Origin of the sequence: Glaciecola sp. SC05 (assembly GCF_041380235.1) — a bacterium.
GTDB lineage: Bacteria > Pseudomonadota > Gammaproteobacteria > Enterobacterales > Alteromonadaceae > Glaciecola.
Map to the genome: position 1 here is coordinate 127,943 of NZ_JBGIYY010000002.1, position 19,066 is coordinate 147,008.

20 protein-coding genes are annotated in these 19,066 nt (G+C 43.1%); 7 read left to right on the top strand and 13 right to left on the bottom strand.

All coding sequences use genetic code 11. From position 1 onward, the window contains the following. Positions 1-70: 70 nt before the first annotated feature. The 3 genes from AB9H30_RS02325 to purM are packed head-to-tail and all read right to left on the bottom strand — an operon-like array spanning position 71 to position 2,473. A complete protein-coding gene (locus tag AB9H30_RS02325) occupies positions 71-775 on the bottom strand; it encodes a DUF3108 domain-containing protein (RefSeq protein ID WP_371193011.1) in 705 nt (234 codons plus the stop codon). Beyond that, complete coding sequence (gene purN / locus AB9H30_RS02330; protein WP_371193012.1) at positions 768-1,409, bottom strand: phosphoribosylglycinamide formyltransferase; 642 nt, start codon at positions 1,407-1,409, stop codon at positions 768-770. The genes AB9H30_RS02325 and purN overlap by 8 nt, the downstream gene beginning before the upstream one ends. Before the next feature lie 23 nt (positions 1,410-1,432). Continuing rightward, positions 1,433-2,473, bottom strand: a complete 1,041-nt coding sequence (gene purM / locus AB9H30_RS02335) for a phosphoribosylformylglycinamidine cyclo-ligase (protein WP_371193013.1) — start codon at positions 2,471-2,473, stop codon at positions 1,433-1,435. Between the two features lie 3 nt (positions 2,474-2,476). Here purM and AB9H30_RS02340 point away from each other — a divergent pair, with 3 nt between their 5' ends. Then, entirely contained in the window at positions 2,477-3,805 is a 1,329-nt protein-coding gene (locus AB9H30_RS02340) for a DUF2066 domain-containing protein (RefSeq protein ID WP_371193014.1), read from the top strand. Next, entirely contained in the window at positions 3,805-4,509 is a 705-nt protein-coding gene (hda, locus tag AB9H30_RS02345) for a DnaA regulatory inactivator Hda (RefSeq protein ID WP_371193015.1), read from the top strand. The genes AB9H30_RS02340 and hda overlap by 1 nt, the downstream gene beginning before the upstream one ends. 9 nt (positions 4,510-4,518) lie before the next feature. Here hda and AB9H30_RS02350 read toward each other — a convergent pair whose 3' ends face one another. From AB9H30_RS02350 to arsC, 4 genes are read right to left on the bottom strand one after another with little or no spacing between them, the layout of a single operon-like run. Beyond that, positions 4,519-6,453: a hypothetical protein gene (locus AB9H30_RS02350; protein WP_371193016.1), complete on the bottom strand. Its 1,935-nt coding sequence runs from the start codon at positions 6,451-6,453 to the stop codon at positions 4,519-4,521. A gap of 2 nt (positions 6,454-6,455) precedes the next feature. After that, the gene (locus AB9H30_RS02355; RefSeq protein WP_371193017.1) at positions 6,456-6,893 is read right to left on the bottom strand and encodes a DUF2069 domain-containing protein; all 438 of its coding nucleotides are present in this window, start codon (positions 6,891-6,893) and stop codon (positions 6,456-6,458) included. After that, the gene (gene wrbA, locus AB9H30_RS02360) at positions 6,893-7,498 is read right to left on the bottom strand and encodes an NAD(P)H:quinone oxidoreductase (RefSeq protein WP_371193018.1); all 606 of its coding nucleotides are present in this window, start codon (positions 7,496-7,498) and stop codon (positions 6,893-6,895) included. Before wrbA ends, AB9H30_RS02355 begins: the two co-directional genes overlap by 1 nt. Further along, the gene (arsC, locus tag AB9H30_RS02365) at positions 7,491-7,847 is read right to left on the bottom strand and encodes an arsenate reductase (glutaredoxin) (protein WP_371193019.1); all 357 of its coding nucleotides are present in this window, start codon (positions 7,845-7,847) and stop codon (positions 7,491-7,493) included. Before arsC ends, wrbA begins: the two co-directional genes overlap by 8 nt. Positions 7,848-7,882: 35 nt before the next feature. Here arsC and AB9H30_RS02370 point away from each other — a divergent pair, with 35 nt between their 5' ends. Beyond that, positions 7,883-8,359, top strand: a complete 477-nt coding sequence (locus tag AB9H30_RS02370; protein ID WP_371193020.1) for a TlpA family protein disulfide reductase — start codon at positions 7,883-7,885, stop codon at positions 8,357-8,359. Positions 8,360-8,366: 7 nt separating this feature from the next. Here the strand turns inward: AB9H30_RS02370 and AB9H30_RS02375 are convergent, their stop codons facing one another. Continuing rightward, on the bottom strand, positions 8,367-9,827 hold the full coding sequence (locus AB9H30_RS02375) for a M48 family metalloprotease (protein WP_371193021.1): 1,461 nt from the start codon (positions 9,825-9,827) through the stop codon (positions 8,367-8,369). A gap of 159 nt (positions 9,828-9,986) precedes the next feature. On the opposite strand from AB9H30_RS02375, the gene AB9H30_RS02380 reads away from it, so the two are divergent. Continuing rightward, positions 9,987-11,066 (top strand): AI-2E family transporter, encoded by a 1,080-nt coding sequence (locus AB9H30_RS02380; RefSeq protein WP_371193022.1) that lies wholly within the window; start codon positions 9,987-9,989, stop codon positions 11,064-11,066. Positions 11,067-11,224: 158 nt separating this feature from the next. Here AB9H30_RS02380 and bcp read toward each other — a convergent pair whose 3' ends face one another. After that, on the bottom strand, positions 11,225-11,686 hold the full coding sequence (gene bcp / locus AB9H30_RS02385; protein WP_371193023.1) for a thioredoxin-dependent thiol peroxidase: 462 nt from the start codon (positions 11,684-11,686) through the stop codon (positions 11,225-11,227). Then, positions 11,661-12,218, bottom strand: a complete 558-nt coding sequence (locus tag AB9H30_RS02390) for a glycine cleavage system protein R (RefSeq protein ID WP_371193024.1) — start codon at positions 12,216-12,218, stop codon at positions 11,661-11,663. Before AB9H30_RS02390 ends, bcp begins: the two co-directional genes overlap by 26 nt. A gap of 114 nt (positions 12,219-12,332) precedes the next feature. Between AB9H30_RS02390 and dapA the strand changes: the two genes are divergently transcribed. The 3 genes from dapA to purC are packed head-to-tail and all read left to right on the top strand — an operon-like array spanning position 12,333 to position 15,035. Then, on the top strand, positions 12,333-13,214 hold the full coding sequence (gene dapA / locus AB9H30_RS02395; protein WP_371193025.1) for a 4-hydroxy-tetrahydrodipicolinate synthase: 882 nt from the start codon (positions 12,333-12,335) through the stop codon (positions 13,212-13,214). Positions 13,215-13,216: 2 nt separating this feature from the next. Continuing rightward, on the top strand, positions 13,217-14,308 hold the full coding sequence (gene bamC, locus AB9H30_RS02400) for an outer membrane protein assembly factor BamC (RefSeq protein ID WP_371193026.1): 1,092 nt from the start codon (positions 13,217-13,219) through the stop codon (positions 14,306-14,308). A 13-nt stretch (positions 14,309-14,321) separates the two neighbouring features. After that, positions 14,322-15,035 (top strand): phosphoribosylaminoimidazolesuccinocarboxamide synthase, encoded by a 714-nt coding sequence (gene purC, locus AB9H30_RS02405; RefSeq protein ID WP_371193027.1) that lies wholly within the window; start codon positions 14,322-14,324, stop codon positions 15,033-15,035. 94 nt (positions 15,036-15,129) lie between these two features. Here purC and yfaE read toward each other — a convergent pair whose 3' ends face one another. The 3 genes from yfaE to nrdA are packed head-to-tail and all read right to left on the bottom strand — an operon-like array spanning position 15,130 to position 18,871. Next, entirely contained in the window at positions 15,130-15,399 is a 270-nt protein-coding gene (yfaE, locus tag AB9H30_RS02410) for a class I ribonucleotide reductase maintenance protein YfaE (protein WP_371193028.1), read from the bottom strand. Positions 15,400-15,401: 2 nt separating this feature from the next. Then, positions 15,402-16,532: a class Ia ribonucleoside-diphosphate reductase subunit beta gene (gene nrdB, locus AB9H30_RS02415; protein ID WP_371193029.1), complete on the bottom strand. Its 1,131-nt coding sequence runs from the start codon at positions 16,530-16,532 to the stop codon at positions 15,402-15,404. Positions 16,533-16,549: 17 nt separating this feature from the next. Beyond that, positions 16,550-18,871 carry a class 1a ribonucleoside-diphosphate reductase subunit alpha gene (nrdA, locus tag AB9H30_RS02420; protein WP_371193030.1) on the bottom strand — a complete coding sequence of 774 codons (2,322 nt, stop codon included), beginning with the start codon at positions 18,869-18,871 and terminating at the stop codon, positions 16,550-16,552. Positions 18,872-19,066: the final 195 nt, after the last annotated feature.

Consider the following 19,066-nt stretch of genomic DNA (forward strand, 5'->3'; position numbering starts at 1 on the left):
TCGCAGGTGTTTTTTTTCAGTAACTTTTATCAATAACAAGATACCCATAATAAAACCAATTTCGCGATACTTATTCGCGAGTAAATGCTTGTAGCTTGATATCACCTTGTTCTTTGCCTTCTTTAAACTGTTGAAAGCGTACTAAGGAATAATCAAGATCGGGTGCAAACCAAGCATAGGTAACACGCTTATTTGTTTCTCTATTAATTTTTACTTTAGTTGCCGACAGACTGCCATACGGGAGGGATAAATTATCAGTGCCTAGAACCTCAAGTTTGTAATGCTTTTGTTCACCGCGATTGTTGATAAAGTCATAGCTAAATTCGCTATCTCCATCACGCAAGCGCTGAGATAAGTCGACTCTGAATAATTGATTGTCCATTTCATCATTCCAGTCAAACTTGGGCTGTTCGTTTACAAGAATAGTGTCGCTTGACCTATCAAAGCTTACACTCAAGTATTTATTGGAACCGGTTCCTTCTCGTTTGTAGATATAGCTGATAGGTATAAGTTTGTTGTCCTCAACTTCAAAAATGCTTGTCTCGTATCGACGGTCTGAGAGGAAAAACTTCGATACTTTTGACACATAGGAAAGTTGATATTGGCTGTCTTTAACATGGGACAATACTAAAGTAGCTTCGCCAACGTCCTTACCATCATAGTAAGCAACAAAGCTTGAGGAGAAGGGGCTTACTTTAGCAAATGCCGCAGTGTAACAAAGCATACAAAATATAACCGATATCAGCTTTATGGTACTGCTGATTTTATTATTCATAGACTATTCCGCCTTTAGGTAGCGTTTTATTGTCGAGGAGCACTTCGTCGCCGATCAATGTTAACCTGTCGTCACAAAACCATTCTACAACGCTTGGATATATTTGCCACTCCGTTGACGCGAGTCGAGTAGCAAGAGAGTTTGCATCGTCTTGGGGCATTATGTCAATTATCCCTTTTAAGACTACAGGCCCACCGTCTAGTTCCGCAGTCACAAAGTGAACGCTGCTTCCATGCACTTTGTCTCCGTTATCAAGCGCTCTTTGGTGGGTATGAAGCCCCGGATACTTGGGTAAAATAGACGGATGTATATTCAGTAATTTACCAGCGAATGCGTCTACAAAGTGAGAGCTTAATATCCGCATGAAGCCCGCAAGTACCACAAGGTCGGGTCGGTAGCTTTGTATGATCTCGAGTAAGCTGAGGTCAAAGCTTTCGCGATCGCCGTAGTCGGTATGCGAGATGCTAATCGCGTCGATGTTGTGCTTTCGAGCTCTTTGCAGGCCGAAAGCGTCCTTCTTATTCGATATAAGTGCGACAACACTCGCCTTAATGCGCCCATTATTGCACGCATCAATAATCGCTTGTGCATTGCTGCCGTTGCCAGAGACTAAAATAACAATGCGTTTAGACATACTGTTGCCTTAATTACACTGAGCTATTGGTGGATGATTACTTGACGCTCGTCGGTTTGCTCCTGAATATCACCAATGACCCAGGCAGTTTCGCCAAGGCTATTTAAATGAGTGACACAGCGCTGTGCAATTTGCGCATCAACCACAATCATCAAACCAACGCCGCAGTTAAAGGTGCGATACATTTCCTCGGTTTCAACATTGCCTTGTGCTTGTAAAAAAGAAAACACGGCAGGCCACTGCCATGAGCTACTCTGAATGTGGGCGGTCATATTAGCCGGCAAAACCCGTGGGATGTTTTCCCAGAATCCACCGCCAGTAATGTGTGATATTGCGTTTACCGTTTCATGCTCAAGCAGTGTTAGTACAGACTTTACATAAATACGCGTGGGAGCCAATAGGTGCTCAATGAGTGGTTTATTGTCTAAAGTTGATGACAAATTAAGTTTAGCGACCTCAATAATTTTGCGTATTAAGGAGTAGCCATTTGAATGCGGGCCAGAAGAGGCAAGGGCAATGATTTTGTCACCTGATTTAACGCGAGAGCCGTCAATCACGTCGGCCGCTTCGACAACGCCCACGCAAAAGCCTGCTACATCATAGTCTTCACCGTGGTACATCCCCGGCATTTCAGCGGTTTCGCCGCCAATAAGCGCGCAGCCCGCTAGCTCGCAACCTGCACCTATACCGCTTATTACCTCAGCCGCAGTATCTACGTCGAGCTTACCGGTAGCGTAATAATCTAAAAAGAATAGTGGCTCTGCACCCTGCACAATCAGGTCATTTACGCACATTGCGACGAGATCGATACCAATGCCATCATGTTTGTTTGCATCCATGGCTAAGCGTAATTTGGTGCCAACGCCATCGGTGCCCGATACCAGTAAAGGCTCTTTATATTTTGTCGGTAAAGAACACAGAGCACCAAATCCACCTAAACCGCCTTTTACTTCTGGCCTCGCTGTGCGCTTACTCACCGATTTAATACGCTCAACTAAACGGTTACCCGCATCAATGTCTACGCCGGCATCTTTATAGCTTAATGGGGTATTCTGGTTGCTCACACAATGTCCTTGTTAAATAATCAGTCACAAAGTGTGAATGTTAGCAGTTACCATGTTTTTTTTGTATTAAAACTTCTAGAAATTAGAGATGCAAAACAGGCCCAAATATCAGACAATACCCACACTGTTAATATTAGGCTGTTTTTTTTGATGTATTTAAAACTGATTTTCATACTTGTGCTGAGTTGTGCTAGCGCCCACCTTTGTGCAACTGCCGTTGCAGACGTTAACGTGGGGCGAGTGCTAATTGCCGATCAGTCAACAGCCACCCAAAGCACTGCGGGTCGTGAAGCACTCAAGCAAGTGTTCATCAAAATAAGTGGTAGCGAAGAGACCGTCTTAGAGCCGACTATTCGCAGGGCGATAGTGAATTATGAACAATATTTGATATCAAGCTCGTTCGTACAGCGCCAAGACATATTGATGTTTGAAGCCCGATTTAATCAAGAGAAAATAATCACCCTATTAAAGGCTACCGGTTTACCTATTTGGGCAAGTTTACGACCAAACGCAACCCTGTGGCTTGCAGAACAAAATCAGCTTTCGAATATAAGATGGCTGAATCAAAATACCGCAAGAGAGTTTAATCAACATCTTCAACAGTTAGCTTTTGAAAGAGGCGTTAACATTGTGTTGCCATTAGGCGATTTGAATGATGCGATGGTGATATCCGACTTTGATGTTTGGACACAAAATACGGCAAAGTTGATGCCACAATCAAACCGCTACGGTACCGTGTTTACGATTAGCGCAACTTTGAAACCGATAACCGAAAATATGCGCACACAGTACCAAGAAGAAGCCATGTTTTTAGAGCAACAGCGAGCATTAGAACGCCTGTTCAATCCCGCTCTAGTTGAATCTAGTCCGGCGAACAATAGCCCACAAGCCCTCTCTGCCATAGATGAAAATGCACGCTTTCAAATTGATTGGATATTTAGTAATGCCAAAGAAGTGCATATAGGAAAAGGTTTTTTAGCTGATGATAAGGGCGCTGCTGCACTGCTGGTAAAGGAATATGCCGATATGCTTGCCAGGCAATACGCGTTTGGTGGTGACAGCACGGTTGGTGATGCACGCCTGCATAAACTCACTATGCAGAATGTAAGGTCCTTGACCGACTACAATCAGGTAATTGAATTAATCCGCACAATGCCTCAGGTCGATAATGTAGAGTTGATCGGCGTAAACGGCTCGAACGCTATTTTCCTTATCACCTTAAGCACAAATAGCGCTGAATTTATTAACTTAGTGGTTTTAGACCGTCGCGTTAGGGAGTCTGTGAATACATCGTTGGAAGAACATAATATTCAATTGATGTGGCAGCGTTAATGCAATTAGTCTTACCTGTATTGCATTCTCATGACTATTCTTTGAAGAATTTTATTGCTGGTAGCAATACTTCTTTGCTTGAGCACCTGCAGCAGCAACTTTCATCGACGCTAGGGGAAAGTGCCGCAAACCCCATTACTTTTGTGCATGGCTTACACGGTGCTGGAAAAACTCACTTGCTATCGGCCTGTCATCAAATTGCTGAGGCAAATTCGATCAGTTGTCAGTATTTAGATATGCATGAACTAGTATCGATGCCAGCACCAATCATTCAAGATATCGGTTTGTTGGATAGTTTGTTTATAGACAATATTGACGCTATTGCTAATCAGCACGCTTGGCAAGTTCAAATTTTTGATACGATCAATCAATTTTTAGAACACAGTGGTAAGTGCCTATTGTTTTCCTCAAGTAAATCTGTGGTGGCATGTCAATTTAGTCTACCCGATCTGGCTTCTCGCTTGATGTGGGGGACAACTTTTCATCTGCAAGAGCTGGATGAGTCTGAAAAAGTATTGGCCATAAAAAAACACTTTAATGAGCGCGGCATAAGCGTGCAGCAAGAAGTGATTCTATTTTTGATGAACCGTAGTCATCGCGACATGCACAAGTTGATGCAATTGGTTGAACGCTTAGACAGTCTATCACTGCAGTCCAAGCGAAAGTTAACCATTCCGTTTATCAAACAAGCACTTTCAATTTAAGCTGCCTGCTTAGGGCTGAATAGCTGTAGACGGGGCCTTATCATGCGGTCTTTTCTGGTCGAGCCAGGCCTGTTCTTTGAGGTCGAATGTGCGCTGCTCGGCCACGTTTGAATTAGTGGCTGGTGAAATATCCAAATTACCAAACCAGCCGTTTGCTGGGTTCATTAATCTAGGAGGCGGCAACTGTTCTTGCAGAGCCGGAATGTTGCCTAATTCAGGATAGACTCTAGACACAGCAAAGGCCGTGCGCTCACGTAAAGCCGCTTCGCTGATTCTATTTCGCTGCCCCCAAATAACATTAAAATCGTTTGACGTTTGGCCATCTATAATCGCCACGTCGGCCTCAGCTCCTAAACGATGTAGCATAAAAAAACGTTCGGCCAAGGTCGCAAAATCCTCACGAATGGTGTAATAAGAATAATAAGACGGGGCAATATCAGGCGTGAAGAAAGTCTCAATGTCTGTTCCGCGATAGTTGCGCTGCTGAGTTGTCGGTGTTTGCCCGCCAAAGCTAACCTCAGCAAGTGCATGCATCTCGCTTGACCGAAGAGGGTACAAACGATCTAGAACATCTGAATTGGCTCCGTTGCTTTGGAAATAGTCCAAGGGTGTGGTATTAGCACTGATGTTCTGCCATGAGCTTGGAGGGAAAAAGTCGTTTGCGTGCGCAAGTTCATGATACATCAACCACGAAATACTCGCCTCTAAGTCTTCAAAATCTCGGGTTTGCCTTTCACCCTTTGGGTATCGGCCTTTGGGATAGTAATCATTGTTTTTGGTATAGCGCCAAAATACTGAAAAGTTAAGATCATTTCCAAAGTCGCTGCGAAAATCGGGTTGATCATTCAAGGTATCTCGTTCAAACGGTGTTTGCCAAAAGTTGTTGGCGTCTAGATAAATGGCACCGGTTGCCGCCCAATAAAATGATGGTCTAACGTCGTAAGAAATAACAACGGCAGTTACGCCACGCAGCAAACGCAGCATGTCCACCCCCGCAAGTGAGTTTTCTAAGTAATATTTGAAACTGTCGCCCATCCAATCATGAGAAACGAGCGTGCGATCAAGGATATCCTGTACTGATGGATTGCTTGTCACACTTCCTATCAAGGGAAGTGTATTAAACGTGCAGTTGGGTCGACTGGGAATTTGATTACTATAAACACACCTCTCTATGGCTGCTTTGTAGGGGCTTGAAGGATTGTAGGCATGCATGTCTTCAGTAATAATAAAATTATTTCGATAAAACAGACCGTTTGTATCGAAGTTAACATTTTTGATGGCAATTAGTGCAGTATCAACTGCTGTAGAGCCGTCGCTGAATTGAACGGAGGCCTGCATTTCGATGACTGCATCTTGATTGACTGCCGGTGCGTCAAAAAATAACATGCTGTCTTGCTCTGTCAATTGCGCAATTTGTGGTCCTGATAGCTGCTGCCAACTAATATTTGAAATTGCTTTACCGCTTGCGCTGTCTGCACTTAAAGACACTTTGCCTAATTCTGTTACGCCATGATCAAGTCGGATGTTTAGCTCGACGGCTTGATTATTTGATGCGCTCATATCAATGGTAATACTTTCTATTGTGCCATCGCTTGCAGTAACGTTAGCCACAAAAGTATACTGACCGGCTTGCGGCACATCAAAACCTATACCAAGCGAATTATCAGCAAGCATTTGCACTGAGGCACCGCTTGTTTGCTGCCACGTTGCACGAATATCTCCACTTTTGGATGTAATTGCAAAGCCAACCGATTCACCCACTAGTGCACTTGTTTGACCGTATACATTGACCTTAGATGTTTCTTGTATTGGCTGCAGTTGGCCAATTATTGGAGGCGGCGTAGTAGGAGCCGTCGGAGCAGGGCGAGCGGGCGCAGTAGAATCAGCCCCACCACCGCAAGCAGATAAAAATATGCCAGCAATTAGTACCATACTCCAACGCATGATTAGTTTCCTCTATTTTCGAACCTAGCTTTTTCTTCTTCCATTACCTTACTTAGCTTAGGCAGGCTAGTGCCTAACTCTTGGCCCCGCAATCGCGCAAATGCGCTACAGCCAATGAACATCCCAGACGCCAACAATAATTCAAAGCTCGCGTGCCAAATGTAAGTGGGCTCTGCATACATAACGGTAATAGCGTGTAAAAAATACAGCAATACGATAAAGCAAGCCCACGCATGGGTGTAAGGTTTTCCCTGTATGACACCTTTAAGCGGAAAGAGTAAAGGTAAAACATAAAATAAAACAATGAATATAATCGAATAATCCGATTTTGTATCTAAAGCCAAATACCAAATTGACATCCATGCTAACAATCCAACATGTGAGATAAGGGCAAGATAGCGATAGCGCTTCACTTTCGCGGACATTGGGGTTGTGGTCATTAACTATTACCTTTATCGGTTTGTGTATAATGCTTTGCAAATGTAGCGATGCGCTTTCCCATGGCTTTTGCAAGAATCGTTTCATCTTCTGACAATCCATTAAAGCGTTCGCCTGCAAAACAGGATACGCCATAAGGTGTGCCGCCAGTGCGTGTACTATGCAATTTATCTTCGCTATATGGCAAGCCTACGATACACATACCATGATGCAGCAGTGGCAGCATCATAGAAAGTAGGGTGCTCTCTTGCCCGCCATGCATACTAGAACTTGAAGTGAAAACGCAAGCTGGTTTATCGACTAAACTGCCCTTCAGCCATAAATCGGTGAGACTATCAATGAAATATTTAAGACCAGAAGCCATATTCCCAAAATGCGTTGGGCTACCTAATGCTAAGCCATCGCATTCAATAAGGTCTTGCTTGCTGACATACAAATGTCCCGCATCCGGGATGGACTTAAGGTTTTTTTGCAGATTATTACTGACTTCAGGAGCACAGCGAAGAATCGCTTCACAACCATTCATTTGCACACCTAAGGCGATGGCTTCGGCGAGCGCTTGGGTTGCACCGTGTTTTGAATAAAACAATATTAGTATTTTACTCATTCAGCAGATTCGCTATATTATCAAGCGGTCGACCTATTGCTGCACGCGTCCCATAAACTAAGATTGGGCGCTCTAGCAGCTTGGGATATTTTTCTATGGCCGATAATATTTCATTGTCGGTGGAGCGAGAGGACAGTTTGGCTAATTTATATTCCGCTTCTGTTGTTCGTATCATGTCATGCGCTGAGTGAATATCTAAGGCGCTAAAAATTTGTACTAAGGTCGCTTTACTTAGGGGTGTTTTTAAATATTCTACAACCTCTAGCCCACTAATTTGTAAGCTAAGAAAAGCCAAAGCTTCTCTACTTTTTGTGCATCGGGGGTTGTGATAAAGAACGGCTTTAGGCATTATTTTACCCTCTCATAATTAAGGTGAACCATTTCATGCAACACAAGTGGCTATACATACTGATTGCTACCGTAGCAATCGTTGCTGGCAGTGTTTTTTATCAATTAAATCAAAGCGATTTTACCACGCTTGATGGTGCAAAACACAAGCATTCGGATTATATCGGCAAGTTTATTATCGTCAATTACTTCGCTGAATGGTGCGCACCTTGCCTCAAGGAGATTCCAGAGCTTAGTAAACTTGAACAAATAAAGCCTGACAATACCGTCCTGTTTGCCGTTAGCTATGACAATCTAACGGATGAAAAGTTGGCAGAGATCAAACAAAAGTATGAAATGAATTTTCCATTGATCAACGCGATAACCACGCCTTTTCCGTTTGAGCGGCCGCAGTATTTGCCTGCTACTTACATCATCAGTCCAGATGGGACACTAAAAGGAAAGCTATTTGGTGAACAAACCGCTGAAAATTTGCTAGATGTTATTGGCGCGGCGCAGGCGTCTGCCGGATAAACCGGCCTTAAAGGCTTAAGCGTTGAGCGTTAGCTTGAGCGGTGCGCAGTTGGTCAATTCTGCCCAAAATACGTTGTTTTTCAAGATTGTCATCTTTGGCAAAGTTATAAGCAAACTGCAGCTCATCAATCGCCAAGGGATAGGCAGCAATTAGCGCATAGATTTCCGCCTGAGTTTTATGTGCCTCTTTCTTTTGCTGTGTACGCTCATAGGCATCATTTAACAGCTGATACGACAATAAGTTCTCATTATTTACCAGTAATAAATCTCTTAAAATCGCTATGGCAGATTCATATTGGGCAGCCTTCATATAGCTATTGGCTAAGTTCAGCGCTAACACCTGGTTTTGTGGTTTGTGCAACCAAAGCGGGCGGAGCATGTTAATAGCTTCAGTGACTTTACCTTGCTCTAACAACACATCGGTTTTCAAGTCGAGGTAAAATAAATTTTCGGGATCAGGACTGAGTAATTCATTGATGACGGTTTCAGCTTGCGCATATTCTTCTAATTCAAACAGCACTAACGCTAAGCCATATTGCGCAGCAGTTTGCCGAACACCCTGATATCGCTTGATGTCGGTCTGAAAAATATTGAGGTTTCGATCGCTGGTAAGCATATAGCGTGCTTGAATTCGTGCTCGTGCTAATTGGAAACTTAGACTATCTGCAACATAAACATCGCCATAAGCACGCGCCCTTGTAATCGTTTCAGCGACTCGGTCTTGAGGAAGCGGGTGAGTTTGTAAAAACGCAAGTTGAGTTGAGCGAGAGCCCGCTTGCTCTGCCAACCGACTGAAAAAGCCTGGAGCACCCATGGGATCAAAACCTGCTCTGAACAAGATGTTGATGCCGATATTATCGGCTTCTTGCTCGTTGTTCCGCGTAAAGTTGATACTGGCCTGCTGACCTCCTGCCATGGTTGCAGAAACCGCCGCCATTCCGGCTCTTGGATCTGCCATTGCTACCAACAAACTGCCTATCATACTGGCAATCTGCAGCGGGGATGAGCGCTGCTGAGATTGCATTCTGCGGGCTAGATGGCGTTGCGTGACATGGGCAATTTCATGGGCTAGTACCGAAGCTAACTCACTCTCCGTTTCAGCTTGAGCAATTAAACCGGTGTGCACGCCAATATGCCCGCCATAAAACGCAAATGCATTCAGTACTGGGTTGTTGATCATGAAAAATTTGAAGGGGAATTTGGTGTTATCGGCATGGACGACAAGGCGATTCCCAATATCTTGCAGGTATTCCTGTAATACCGGATCATGAATTAATGGTGCTTGCCCGCGTAATTGTCGCATTATAGCCTCACCAATGAGTTTTTCTTTATCAATGGTGATAGCGTCAGAGGCAACAACACCGATTTCAGGCAGTTGGTTGCGGTTATTATTGGTTTGAGCATAGGTCGCACTGCTGCTTACAAGCAGCAGGGCGATAACTAATTTACGAAGTTTAAAAAACTGCATAAGAACGTTGTCTGATATCCATATGATTACTATATACTATAGATAGACCTCGTTAGGTCATCTTAGTTTCACAGCAAGATGTTAATGTGCTAGTTTGCGAGCGTCGCTCGATGAGTAAGTAACGATAACGTATTTTTAAAATAATGAAAGGGTAAAAAAATGCTCGGAGTGTTTGGTAATTGGTATAAACGCAAGTTTTCGGACCCAAATGCGTTGATGCTTTTGCTGCTAATTTTATTTTCATGTGCGCTGCTGTTTGTGTTTGGTGGCATTTTGATGCCCGTATTGGTGGCAATCGTGATTGCTTATCTACTCGATGTTCCTGTAACACGACTGGAAAATCTTGGCGTACGGCGCTCCCTAGCGACATCCTTTACCGTCACTGTATTCTTGCTGGTCTGCTTTATTGCCGCGATAGCCATTGTTCCAATTATCTCAAAGCAAAGTGTAAATTTGATTAAGGAAATTCCCTTAATTTGGGATTCTGCGCAGCAGTGGCTCACAACCTTGCCTGAAAAATACCCCAATGTAGTCGAGGTTGCTTATATAAAATCGATGATGTCAGGGGTTAATGAACGCATAGTCAACCTAGGTGAGCAGGCGCTATCAGCATCATTTAGCTCCTTGGGTAACTTAGCCGCGCTGTTGATTTACATCATCTTAGTGCCGCTGATGGTGTTTTTTATGCTAAGTGATAAAGGTTTCTTTGTGGACAGCATCTCTGCGGTTTTACCGAAAGAAAGAGTCTTAATCACGCAGGTCGGGGTAGAAATGAATATCCAGATTGCTAACTATATTCGTGGTAAAGTAATTGAAATAATTATTGTGGGCACCGTCACCAGTATCGCGTTTAGCATTCTCGAACTACGTTTTGCACTTTTGTTAGGAGTGTTAGTGGGGTTTTCAGTACTTATTCCATATATCGGTGCGGCCGTTATTACTATCCCTGTGGCCATAGTTGCATTATTTCAATTTGGTCTTACAGCTGAATTTGGCTACATTATGCTGGTTTACATGATTATTCAAGCCTTAGACGGCAACTTGCTAGTACCAATATTGTTTTCAGAGGCTGTCAATCTGCATCCCCTGTATATCATTATTGCGGTGCTGTTGTTCGGAGGGCTATGGGGCTTTTGGGGAGTGTTTTTTGCAATTCCACTGGCTACTTTAGTCAAAGCGCTAATTACCGCTTGGTCAACGCCCAAGCCGGCAGCAGACGAAAACGCCAGCGCGGTTTAACGCTAAAAATTTATTATGCAGTGTTTGCCGGCATCAGCATCGATTTACACGTCGGGAAAATATACGAAAAAGCTAATGGGACATCCTCATTAGCTTTTTTTATGTGCGTATTAACGTAGCTCTGTTGCTCTTTGCTGTATGGTTTAGGTTTAGGTTAACTAACTTATGCTATCTAGCACTGCTTGATGGTGGTCTTTGGTTTTAAATTTATCAAGCACATCTCTCACCATCCCACTTTCGTCAATAATAAATGTAATTCGGTGAATTCCATCATATTCTTTGCCCATGAATTTCTTTAGACCCCAGACACCAAAGGCGTCCGCAATTTTATGCTCTGGGTCAGACAATAAAGTAAAATTCAAAGATTCTTTATCGGCAAACTTTTTTAACTTGGCGACGGGATCAGGGCTAATCCCCAACACTACCGCTCCGGCCGCTTTCAACTGCTCATTGTGATCGCGTAAGCCTTGCGCTTGAACTGTGCAGCCGGGTGTCATTGCCTTAGGGTAGAAGTATACCACCACTTTGCTGCCTGCGAGATTGCTCAGACTAACGGTCTTATCATTCTGGTCTTGTAAAGTAAAAGACGGTGCTTTATCCCCAGCTTTCAATGTATTCATTGTCTTCCTTATTTTGTTGATGACTAATTCGGCCTGATAAACCCAAGCCGTGGAGGGCATTCTTTACCTTATTATCGAATTCAGCCAAATCTAGATCAGCCGGGGCAGATAAAATCATTTTACATTCCACATGACAATAACTGTTTTCGCTCGTCACCTTCTGCCTAACGGCATTGATGCTTACGTGTTCACCCGCCAGTAACTTGGTTACAGTTTGCATAAGCCCACTGGAGTCCCTACCTGCAAACTTTAAAGTAATAATTTGCTCAATGTTTTGTTTGATATGACCACTTGTGCGCTTCATCATGCATAAAAGTTCATGCTCGACGCAAAGTGTTGATAGCGCAATTTCAAGGCGAGTGATGTCGTTTTCGTTTCCGCTCGCAATCATCGTTACAGAAAAGTCCTGACCGTAAATTGCGTGGCGTGAGTCTAAAATGTTGCAATTGTTATCGCTGATACAACCGGCTATTAAGCTAAGGATCCCAAGCTTGTCAGCACCTAATACGTTTACAATTAACTCGGTTTTCATTGTTTGAAGTTTTCCTACTCTCACATGCTTCAATATTATCTTCAATATAAGGTTTTCTGCTTGTTTTTACTAGCTTAGAACACTACTATTGCGTCTTGTTTAAAGGGGGGGTAAATGTTCAGAGGAAGTTACGTCGCATTAGTGACACCACTATTGGCATCAGGTGAGATTGACAACCTCAGTCTTGAGCGCCTTGTGCAGTGGCATATTGAAGCAGGTACCCACGGTATTGTTGCCGTTGGCACGACCGGTGAGTCAGCCACTCTGCCGATGGATGAACACATCGACGTAGTCAAACAAATCGTTCACTACGCTCAGGGACAAATTCCCGTTATTGCTGGCAGCGGCGCGAATTCGACGGAGGAGGCGATATTTCTAAGCAAAGAAATGGCAAAGCTCTCAGTGGATGGTTTCTTAAGCGTTGTTCCTTATTACAATAAACCTCAACAGCGTGGCATTATTGCTCATTTTGAAGCCATTGCCGAGGCGACTGACCTTCCCACCATACTCTATAACGTGCCATCGCGAACGGTTGCAGACATGTCTACCGAAACCGTGGCCAAACTGTCCAAACATCCCAACATTGTTGGTTTAAAAGACGCCACTGGCGATCTCACAAGACTTGCTGAAACACGGCAAGCAGTATCCTCTGATTTTATTAACTTTAGCGGTGATGATGCTACCGGCTGTGAGTTTTTATGCCAAGGCGGCGACGGCGTTATTTCAGTAAGCGCGAATATTGTGCCAACGCAAATGGCGCAAATGTGTGACGCGGCCGGCAAGCAAGATTTTCTGGGAGCACGGGCAATAGAGGCTGTGCTGTCAAAACTTCATACCGATTTATTTATCGAACCAAATCCGGTGATCCCCAAGTGGGCGCTGTATAAAATGGGTCGTTTACAAAGCGCAATGCTAAGATTACCAATGGTATTGCCTGAACTTAATAGCCAAAAACAAATCGAATATAGGTTATTGCAATTAGGATTAATAAAATAGAAATGAAAAAACCGATTCTTTTTTCGTTGCTTGCGCTGGTAATTACTGCTGGATGTACAAGTTCTGAAACTCGTAAACAAGCATCAGGTAATTTTGATTACTTAGATGTCACTGAAGCTGAAATGCTGAAAGTGCCCGATGATTTAACTCGTCCACCGATATCAAATCGCTATGCACTGCCGCAAACCAACTCGCAACATAACATTTTAGGCCCCGCTGTATTGGTGCAGTCACCAAGATTAGTGCTGCCTTTAGTGGGGGGTTCACATGTCGTCGAGGGGTCTTCAAAGGCCACTGTAATGTTCGATCAAGTGAATGACAGCAAAGCCCTAGATGCAGAAGTTTGGGACACAGTGCTCGCGTATTTGGAATTGAACAGCATTGCCGTTGAATCATTTGATCGCGAGAAAAACGTGTTAATTACCGACTGGGTCGTCTCAAGAAAGAACGTTGATGCGAGCTGGTATGAATTCAATGATGACGTGATAGAGCAGGCCAGAAAGTTTAAATTGACCGTTGATCTCGCTCCACATGGCAGAACAGCTGGGTTAAATGTTGAGAAGATTGCGTTCATCGACGAAAACGGTGAATCTCAATTAGCTAATATCAGTCCTTTTGAATTAAGAGAGAATGAGGTGAATTTTCTTAATTATATTATCCAAGAATATGATTTTGGAATTCGTTTAGCGCAAACTCAGCGCATAGAGATGATTCGCGAAGGCTTTAATTCAGAGTTAGGCTTTAATCCAGACGGCGATCCGGCTTTCGTGGTAGATGCTGTTTACGCAAATACATGGCCTCGGCTCCTTTTGGTGTTGCGAAAAATGGGCTTTGACGTTATCGATTTAGATCAGTCTTCAGGTTTGATGTTCGTCAAATATAATGGCCCAGACAATTCGTGGTGGCAAGGTATGTTCAGCGAAGATGAACTCGATCTTGAAAAAATTAACTACCGTTTACTGGTGCAATCTTTAGGCGAGAAAACGGTCATCACGTTTAAAGACACAGACAATCAGCCCTTTGAGGCAAAACAAGCGACAGATCTGTTCTCAGTATTTTCTGGGTACATGGCTGAAGAAAACTTAGACATTTAGATTGAGGCGGCAAATGCAAAAAGGTGCAGAGCTTTACCGTGGTAAGGCAAAAACCGTGTTTTTAACGGATCAAGCCGATCTGTTGGTATTAGAATTTAGAGATGATACCTCCGCGTTTGATGGGGAAAAAATAGAGCAACTTGAGCGCAAGGGTGAGGTTAACAATAAGTTTAATCACTTTATCATGCAGCAAATTGAAGCTGCTGGCGTGCAAACACAGGTGCAAAGCCTGCTATCTGATACCGAAAGCCTCGTTAAAAAGCTCAAAATGATACCCGTTGAATGTGTGCTTAGAAACTATGCAGCAGGCTCTTTATGCCGTCGCTTAGGCGTGCAAGAGGGCGTTACACTTAACCCGCCAACCTTTGAGTTTTTTCTAAAAAATGATGCCTTGCATGACCCTATGATAAATGAATCGCATATCATTGGATTTAATTGGGCTAGCCAGGCACAGATAGATGAAATGAAAGCACTTACATTTAAGGTGAACAGTGTTTTGAGTCCTCTTTTTGCTAAGGGCGGAATGCTATTAGTTGATTTTAAATTAGAGTTCGGGGTAGATGCAAAAGGCCAGATTATATTAGGTGATGAGTTCACACCCGATGGCTGCAGACTATGGGACAGTGAAACAAAAAGAAAGCTTGATAAGGACCGATTTAGACAAGGCTTAGGCTCAGTCGTTGAATCGTATATTGAAGTCGCAAGAAGAATTGGTTTAGCGCTTTAACTCACAGGAGAGGCTGCTATTGCTGATTATTGGGTAAGGCCTTTTGAGCATTACCTAAGAAATGTTTAGGCAAACGGCTTCATCTGTGCTTTTTCTAGTAGGTCTCTACTTCAATATCAGTAAGCGGCACACAACAGCATGCGAGTATTTCATCGTCCTCGATACAGGCCAAAGGGTCAACTTTATATTCTACTTGCCCGGACAATAACTTGGTGCGACACGCGCCGCAAAAACCTTCTCGACAGTGATAATGCACATCGATATTCTGTTTTTCCATGGCAATCAGTAAACTTTCTTCCTGATCAAATAAAAAGCGTGTGGTCTTATCGACACACACGCTTATCTTTTGGTTTTTAACAATCACGCTTATAGTTCGAACTCTTCGAAATCACCAGAAGCGACTTCACTGTCAATTTGACCTACTAAGTAACTACTTATCTCAGTCTCCTGAGGTGCAACTTGGACATTGTCAGAGGTAAGATAGTTATTCATCCATGGCAGAGGGTTACCTTTAACATTAAAAGGCTGTCCCATACCAATGGCTGCCATACGCTGATTAGCAATATATTCTACATACTGACTTAATATTTCTTCATTTAAGCCCAGCATAGAGCCGTCTTTAAATAAATATTTTGCCCATTCTTTCTCTTGCTCTACAGCAAGCAAGAAAATATCTTTGGCTTCTTGCTCACACTCTTTTGCTACTTCAGCCATCTCTGGATCATCTTTGCCTTTTATCCAAAGATTTAAAATATGCTGTGTTGAGGTTAAGTGAATATTTTCATCGCGAGCGATTAATCGAATGATTTTAGAATTCCCTTCCATTAACTCACGCTCTGCAAAAGCAAACGTACAGGCAAAAGAAACATAAAAGCGGATGGCTTCCAGCGCATTAACCGAATTCATGCATAGAAATAACTTTTTCTTAAGTGCTCGCAAATTTACGTGATGCGTTTCGCCGTCTATTGTAAACACACCTTCACCACGGGTTTGGTAAATCTGTGTATAAAATATTAAATCGTCATAATACATCGAAATAGACGTGGCTCTTCGTCTGATTTCATCATTCACAACGATATCGTCGAAGACTTCACTTGGATTTGAAAACAAGTTTCGTAAAATATGGGTGTAAGAGCGTGAATGAATGGTTTCAAAAAACGACCATGTTTCTACCCATGTCTCTAATTCGGGTAATGAAATAATCGGTAAAAAAGCAATGTTTGGGCTTCTACCTTGGACCGAGTCGAGTAAGGTCTGATACTTTAAATTAGATGTAAATATATGCTTTTCGGCATCTGACAGCTTTTGAAAATCCATTCTGTCTTTACTAACGTCCACTTCTTCTGGACGCCAAAAGAAAGATATTTGTTTTTCGATTAGCTTTTCAAAAATAGGGTGCTTTTGTTGGTCATAACGTGCCACGTTTACTGGGTCACCGAAAAACATCGGCTCTGTCATCGTGTCAGTCACTTTTTGATTAAAAGTTGTATATTTCATTTATATTCCTGATCCGATTATATTTTGCATGCGCCGCCAGCGCAGTCATCATCTTCTTCAATGATTGCGGTTTGCGCTTGAGGCTCTTGTACGACACCAGCGAGTTCGGTGTCTGATTTATCTGAGGCACCATCGCGAGTGTTGTGATAATACAGCGTCTTCACGCCTAACTTGTATGTGGTCAGCAAGTCTTTTAGTAAGAGTTTCATGGGAACCTTGTTGCCCTCGTACTTACCTGGATCGTAACTCGTATTCGCCGAAATAGTTTGGTCTATAAATTTTTGCATAATGGCAACTAACTGCAGGTATCCATCGTTTGATGGGATGTCCCACATTAATTCATAGGCATTTTTCAGCGCTTTGTAATCAGGCACGACTTGCTTTAGTACGCCATCTTTACTGGTCTTTATACTAATATGCCCACGCGGTGGTTCAATTCCGTTTGTCGCATTTGAAATTTGTGATGAGGTTTCTGATGGCATAAGCGCTGACAGCGTCGAATTGCGTAAACCATGCTCCACAATCTCATTGCGAAGGGTATTCCAATCATAATGAAGAGGCTCATTGCATACCGCATCAAGGTCGCGTTTATAAGAGTCTATTGGCAAAATGCCTTTTGAGTAGGTTGTTTCATTAAATTTAGGGCACGCGCCTTTTTCTTTGGCTAAATTATTAGATGCTTTTAACAAATAGTATTGCATTGCTTCAAACGTTCTATGAATCAAACCGTTCGCACTGTGGTCAGAGTATTTCACGCCGTTCTTTGCAAGGTAGTAGGCAAAGTTAATTACGCCTATGCCTAGGGTTCTACGACCGATGGTTGCATTCAGAGCCGCCGGAACAGGGTAATCTTGATAATCCAATAGATTATCTAAGGCACGCACAGAAAGGTCGGCTAATTCCTCAAAATCATCAAGACTCTCAATTGAACCTAAGTTAAATGCAGAGAGCGTACAAAGGGCTATTTCACCTTCTGGATCATCGACGTTGCGTAATGGTTTGGTGGGTAATGCAATTTCTAAACATAGGTTGCTTTGACGCACAGGTGCAACCGAGGGATCAAATGGGCTGTGGGTATTGCAATGGTCGACATTCTGCAGATAAATACGGCCCGTGCTGGCTCGTTCTTGCATAAACTGGCTAAACAGTTCAATCGCTTTAACTCGCTTTTTACGGATGCTGTCATCATTTTCATACTGTACATAGAGCTTTTCAAACTCTACTTGATCAGCAAAGAAAGAATCGTACAGACCTGGCACATCAGAAGGGCTAAATAAGGTGATGTAATCGTCTTTAATCATCCGGGTGTACATCAGTTTATTACACTGAATTCCATAATCTAAATGACGCACGCGGTTTTCTTCAACGCCACGGTTGTTTTTCAACACTAATAGTGACTCTACTTCCAGATGCCACATAGGATAAAACAAGGTCGCTGCGCCGCCGCGAACGCCGCCTTGAGAACAACTTTTAACCGCAGTTTGGAAATACTTATAAAAGGGTACGCAGCCAGTATGGAAAGCTTCACCGCCTCGGATCGGACTACCAATAGCTCTGATTCGACCCGCATTTATGCCAATGCCGGCGCGTTGACTGACATATTTAACGATGGCACTGGCGGTGGCGTTAATCGAATCTAGGCTGTCTCCAGCTTCGATCAACACGCACGAGCTAAATTGACGAGTAGGGGTGCGCACACCTGCCATAATCGGCGTTGGCAGGGAGATCTTAAATTTAGAGGTCGCGTCGTAAAAACGTTTGATGTAATCCATGCGAGTGTCGGCAGGGTATTTTGCGAATAAGCATGCCGCAACTAACACATATAGGAACTGGGCGCTTTCGTATATTTCACCGCTTACTCGATTTTGTACAAGGTATTTACCTTCTAACTGCTTAACCGCTGCGTAACTGAAGTCCATATCGCGACTGTGATCAAGAAATGCATCCATTTCAGCCAGCTCAGCAGGGCTGTAGTCTTCTAATAAATGCTTATCGTACTTACCTTTCTCAACCATGCTTTTAACATGATCGTATAAGGCTGGGGGTTCGAATCTGCCGTAGGCTTTCTTACGCAAATGAAAGATGGCTAGACGAGCAGACATGTATTGATAATCTGGCGACTCAGTTGAAATTAAGTCCGCCGCAGACTTTATCAATGTCTCGTGAATTTCTGCTGTTTTAATACCGTTGTAAAACTGTATCTGTGCTTTTATTTCTACCTGCGAAACAGAAACGTCTTCAAGTCCGCTTGCGGCCCATGTAACAACTTGATGAATTTTGTCTAAGTCTATTGCTTCTTGTGAACCATCTCGTTTGGTTACCAAAAGATCATTTTTCATTATGGTTATACTCTTATTTTTATGGCTGGAGTCTTTGCCCAGCTTAATGTGTTATCAGCGCAAAAAATTGAATGATTGACTTATCATCTGCAGGTACTTCGAAGATCCAAAAAATGAACGCATAATGTCAATAGACACAAGATAGTGGGTCTTTAGTGGTAATGCAATCACTATATCTAGTGTTTGGGTGTCAAC

Excerpts from the sequence above, each read along its gene's own strand:
- AB9H30_RS02325 (WP_371193011.1), bottom strand. The coding sequence starts at position 775 with ATGAATAATAAAATCAGCAGTACCATAAAGCTGATATCGGTTATATTT.
- purN (WP_371193012.1), bottom strand. The coding sequence starts at position 1,409 with ATGTCTAAACGCATTGTTATTTTAGTCTCTGGCAACGGCAGCAATGCA.
- AB9H30_RS02340 (WP_371193014.1), top strand. The coding sequence starts at position 2,477 with ATGTCCTTGTTAAATAATCAGTCACAAAGTGTGAATGTTAGCAGTTAC.
- hda (WP_371193015.1), top strand. The coding sequence starts at position 3,805 with ATGCAATTAGTCTTACCTGTATTGCATTCTCATGACTATTCTTTGAAG.
- AB9H30_RS02350 (WP_371193016.1), bottom strand. The coding sequence starts at position 6,453 with ATGCGTTGGAGTATGGTACTAATTGCTGGCATATTTTTATCTGCTTGC.
- AB9H30_RS02355 (WP_371193017.1), bottom strand. The coding sequence starts at position 6,893 with ATGACCACAACCCCAATGTCCGCGAAAGTGAAGCGCTATCGCTATCTT.
- wrbA (WP_371193018.1), bottom strand. The coding sequence starts at position 7,498 with ATGAGTAAAATACTAATATTGTTTTATTCAAAACACGGTGCAACCCAA.
- arsC (WP_371193019.1), bottom strand. The coding sequence starts at position 7,847 with ATGCCTAAAGCCGTTCTTTATCACAACCCCCGATGCACAAAAAGTAGA.
- AB9H30_RS02370 (WP_371193020.1), top strand. The coding sequence starts at position 7,883 with ATGCAACACAAGTGGCTATACATACTGATTGCTACCGTAGCAATCGTT.
- AB9H30_RS02375 (WP_371193021.1), bottom strand. The coding sequence starts at position 9,827 with ATGCAGTTTTTTAAACTTCGTAAATTAGTTATCGCCCTGCTGCTTGTA.
- AB9H30_RS02380 (WP_371193022.1), top strand. The coding sequence starts at position 9,987 with ATGCTCGGAGTGTTTGGTAATTGGTATAAACGCAAGTTTTCGGACCCA.
- bcp (WP_371193023.1), bottom strand. The coding sequence starts at position 11,686 with ATGAATACATTGAAAGCTGGGGATAAAGCACCGTCTTTTACTTTACAA.
- AB9H30_RS02390 (WP_371193024.1), bottom strand. The coding sequence starts at position 12,218 with ATGAAAACCGAGTTAATTGTAAACGTATTAGGTGCTGACAAGCTTGGG.
- dapA (WP_371193025.1), top strand. The coding sequence starts at position 12,333 with ATGTTCAGAGGAAGTTACGTCGCATTAGTGACACCACTATTGGCATCA.
- bamC (WP_371193026.1), top strand. The coding sequence starts at position 13,217 with ATGAAAAAACCGATTCTTTTTTCGTTGCTTGCGCTGGTAATTACTGCT.
- purC (WP_371193027.1), top strand. The coding sequence starts at position 14,322 with ATGCAAAAAGGTGCAGAGCTTTACCGTGGTAAGGCAAAAACCGTGTTT.
- nrdB (WP_371193029.1), bottom strand. The coding sequence starts at position 16,532 with ATGAAATATACAACTTTTAATCAAAAAGTGACTGACACGATGACAGAG.
- nrdA (WP_371193030.1), bottom strand. The coding sequence starts at position 18,871 with ATGAAAAATGATCTTTTGGTAACCAAACGAGATGGTTCACAAGAAGCA.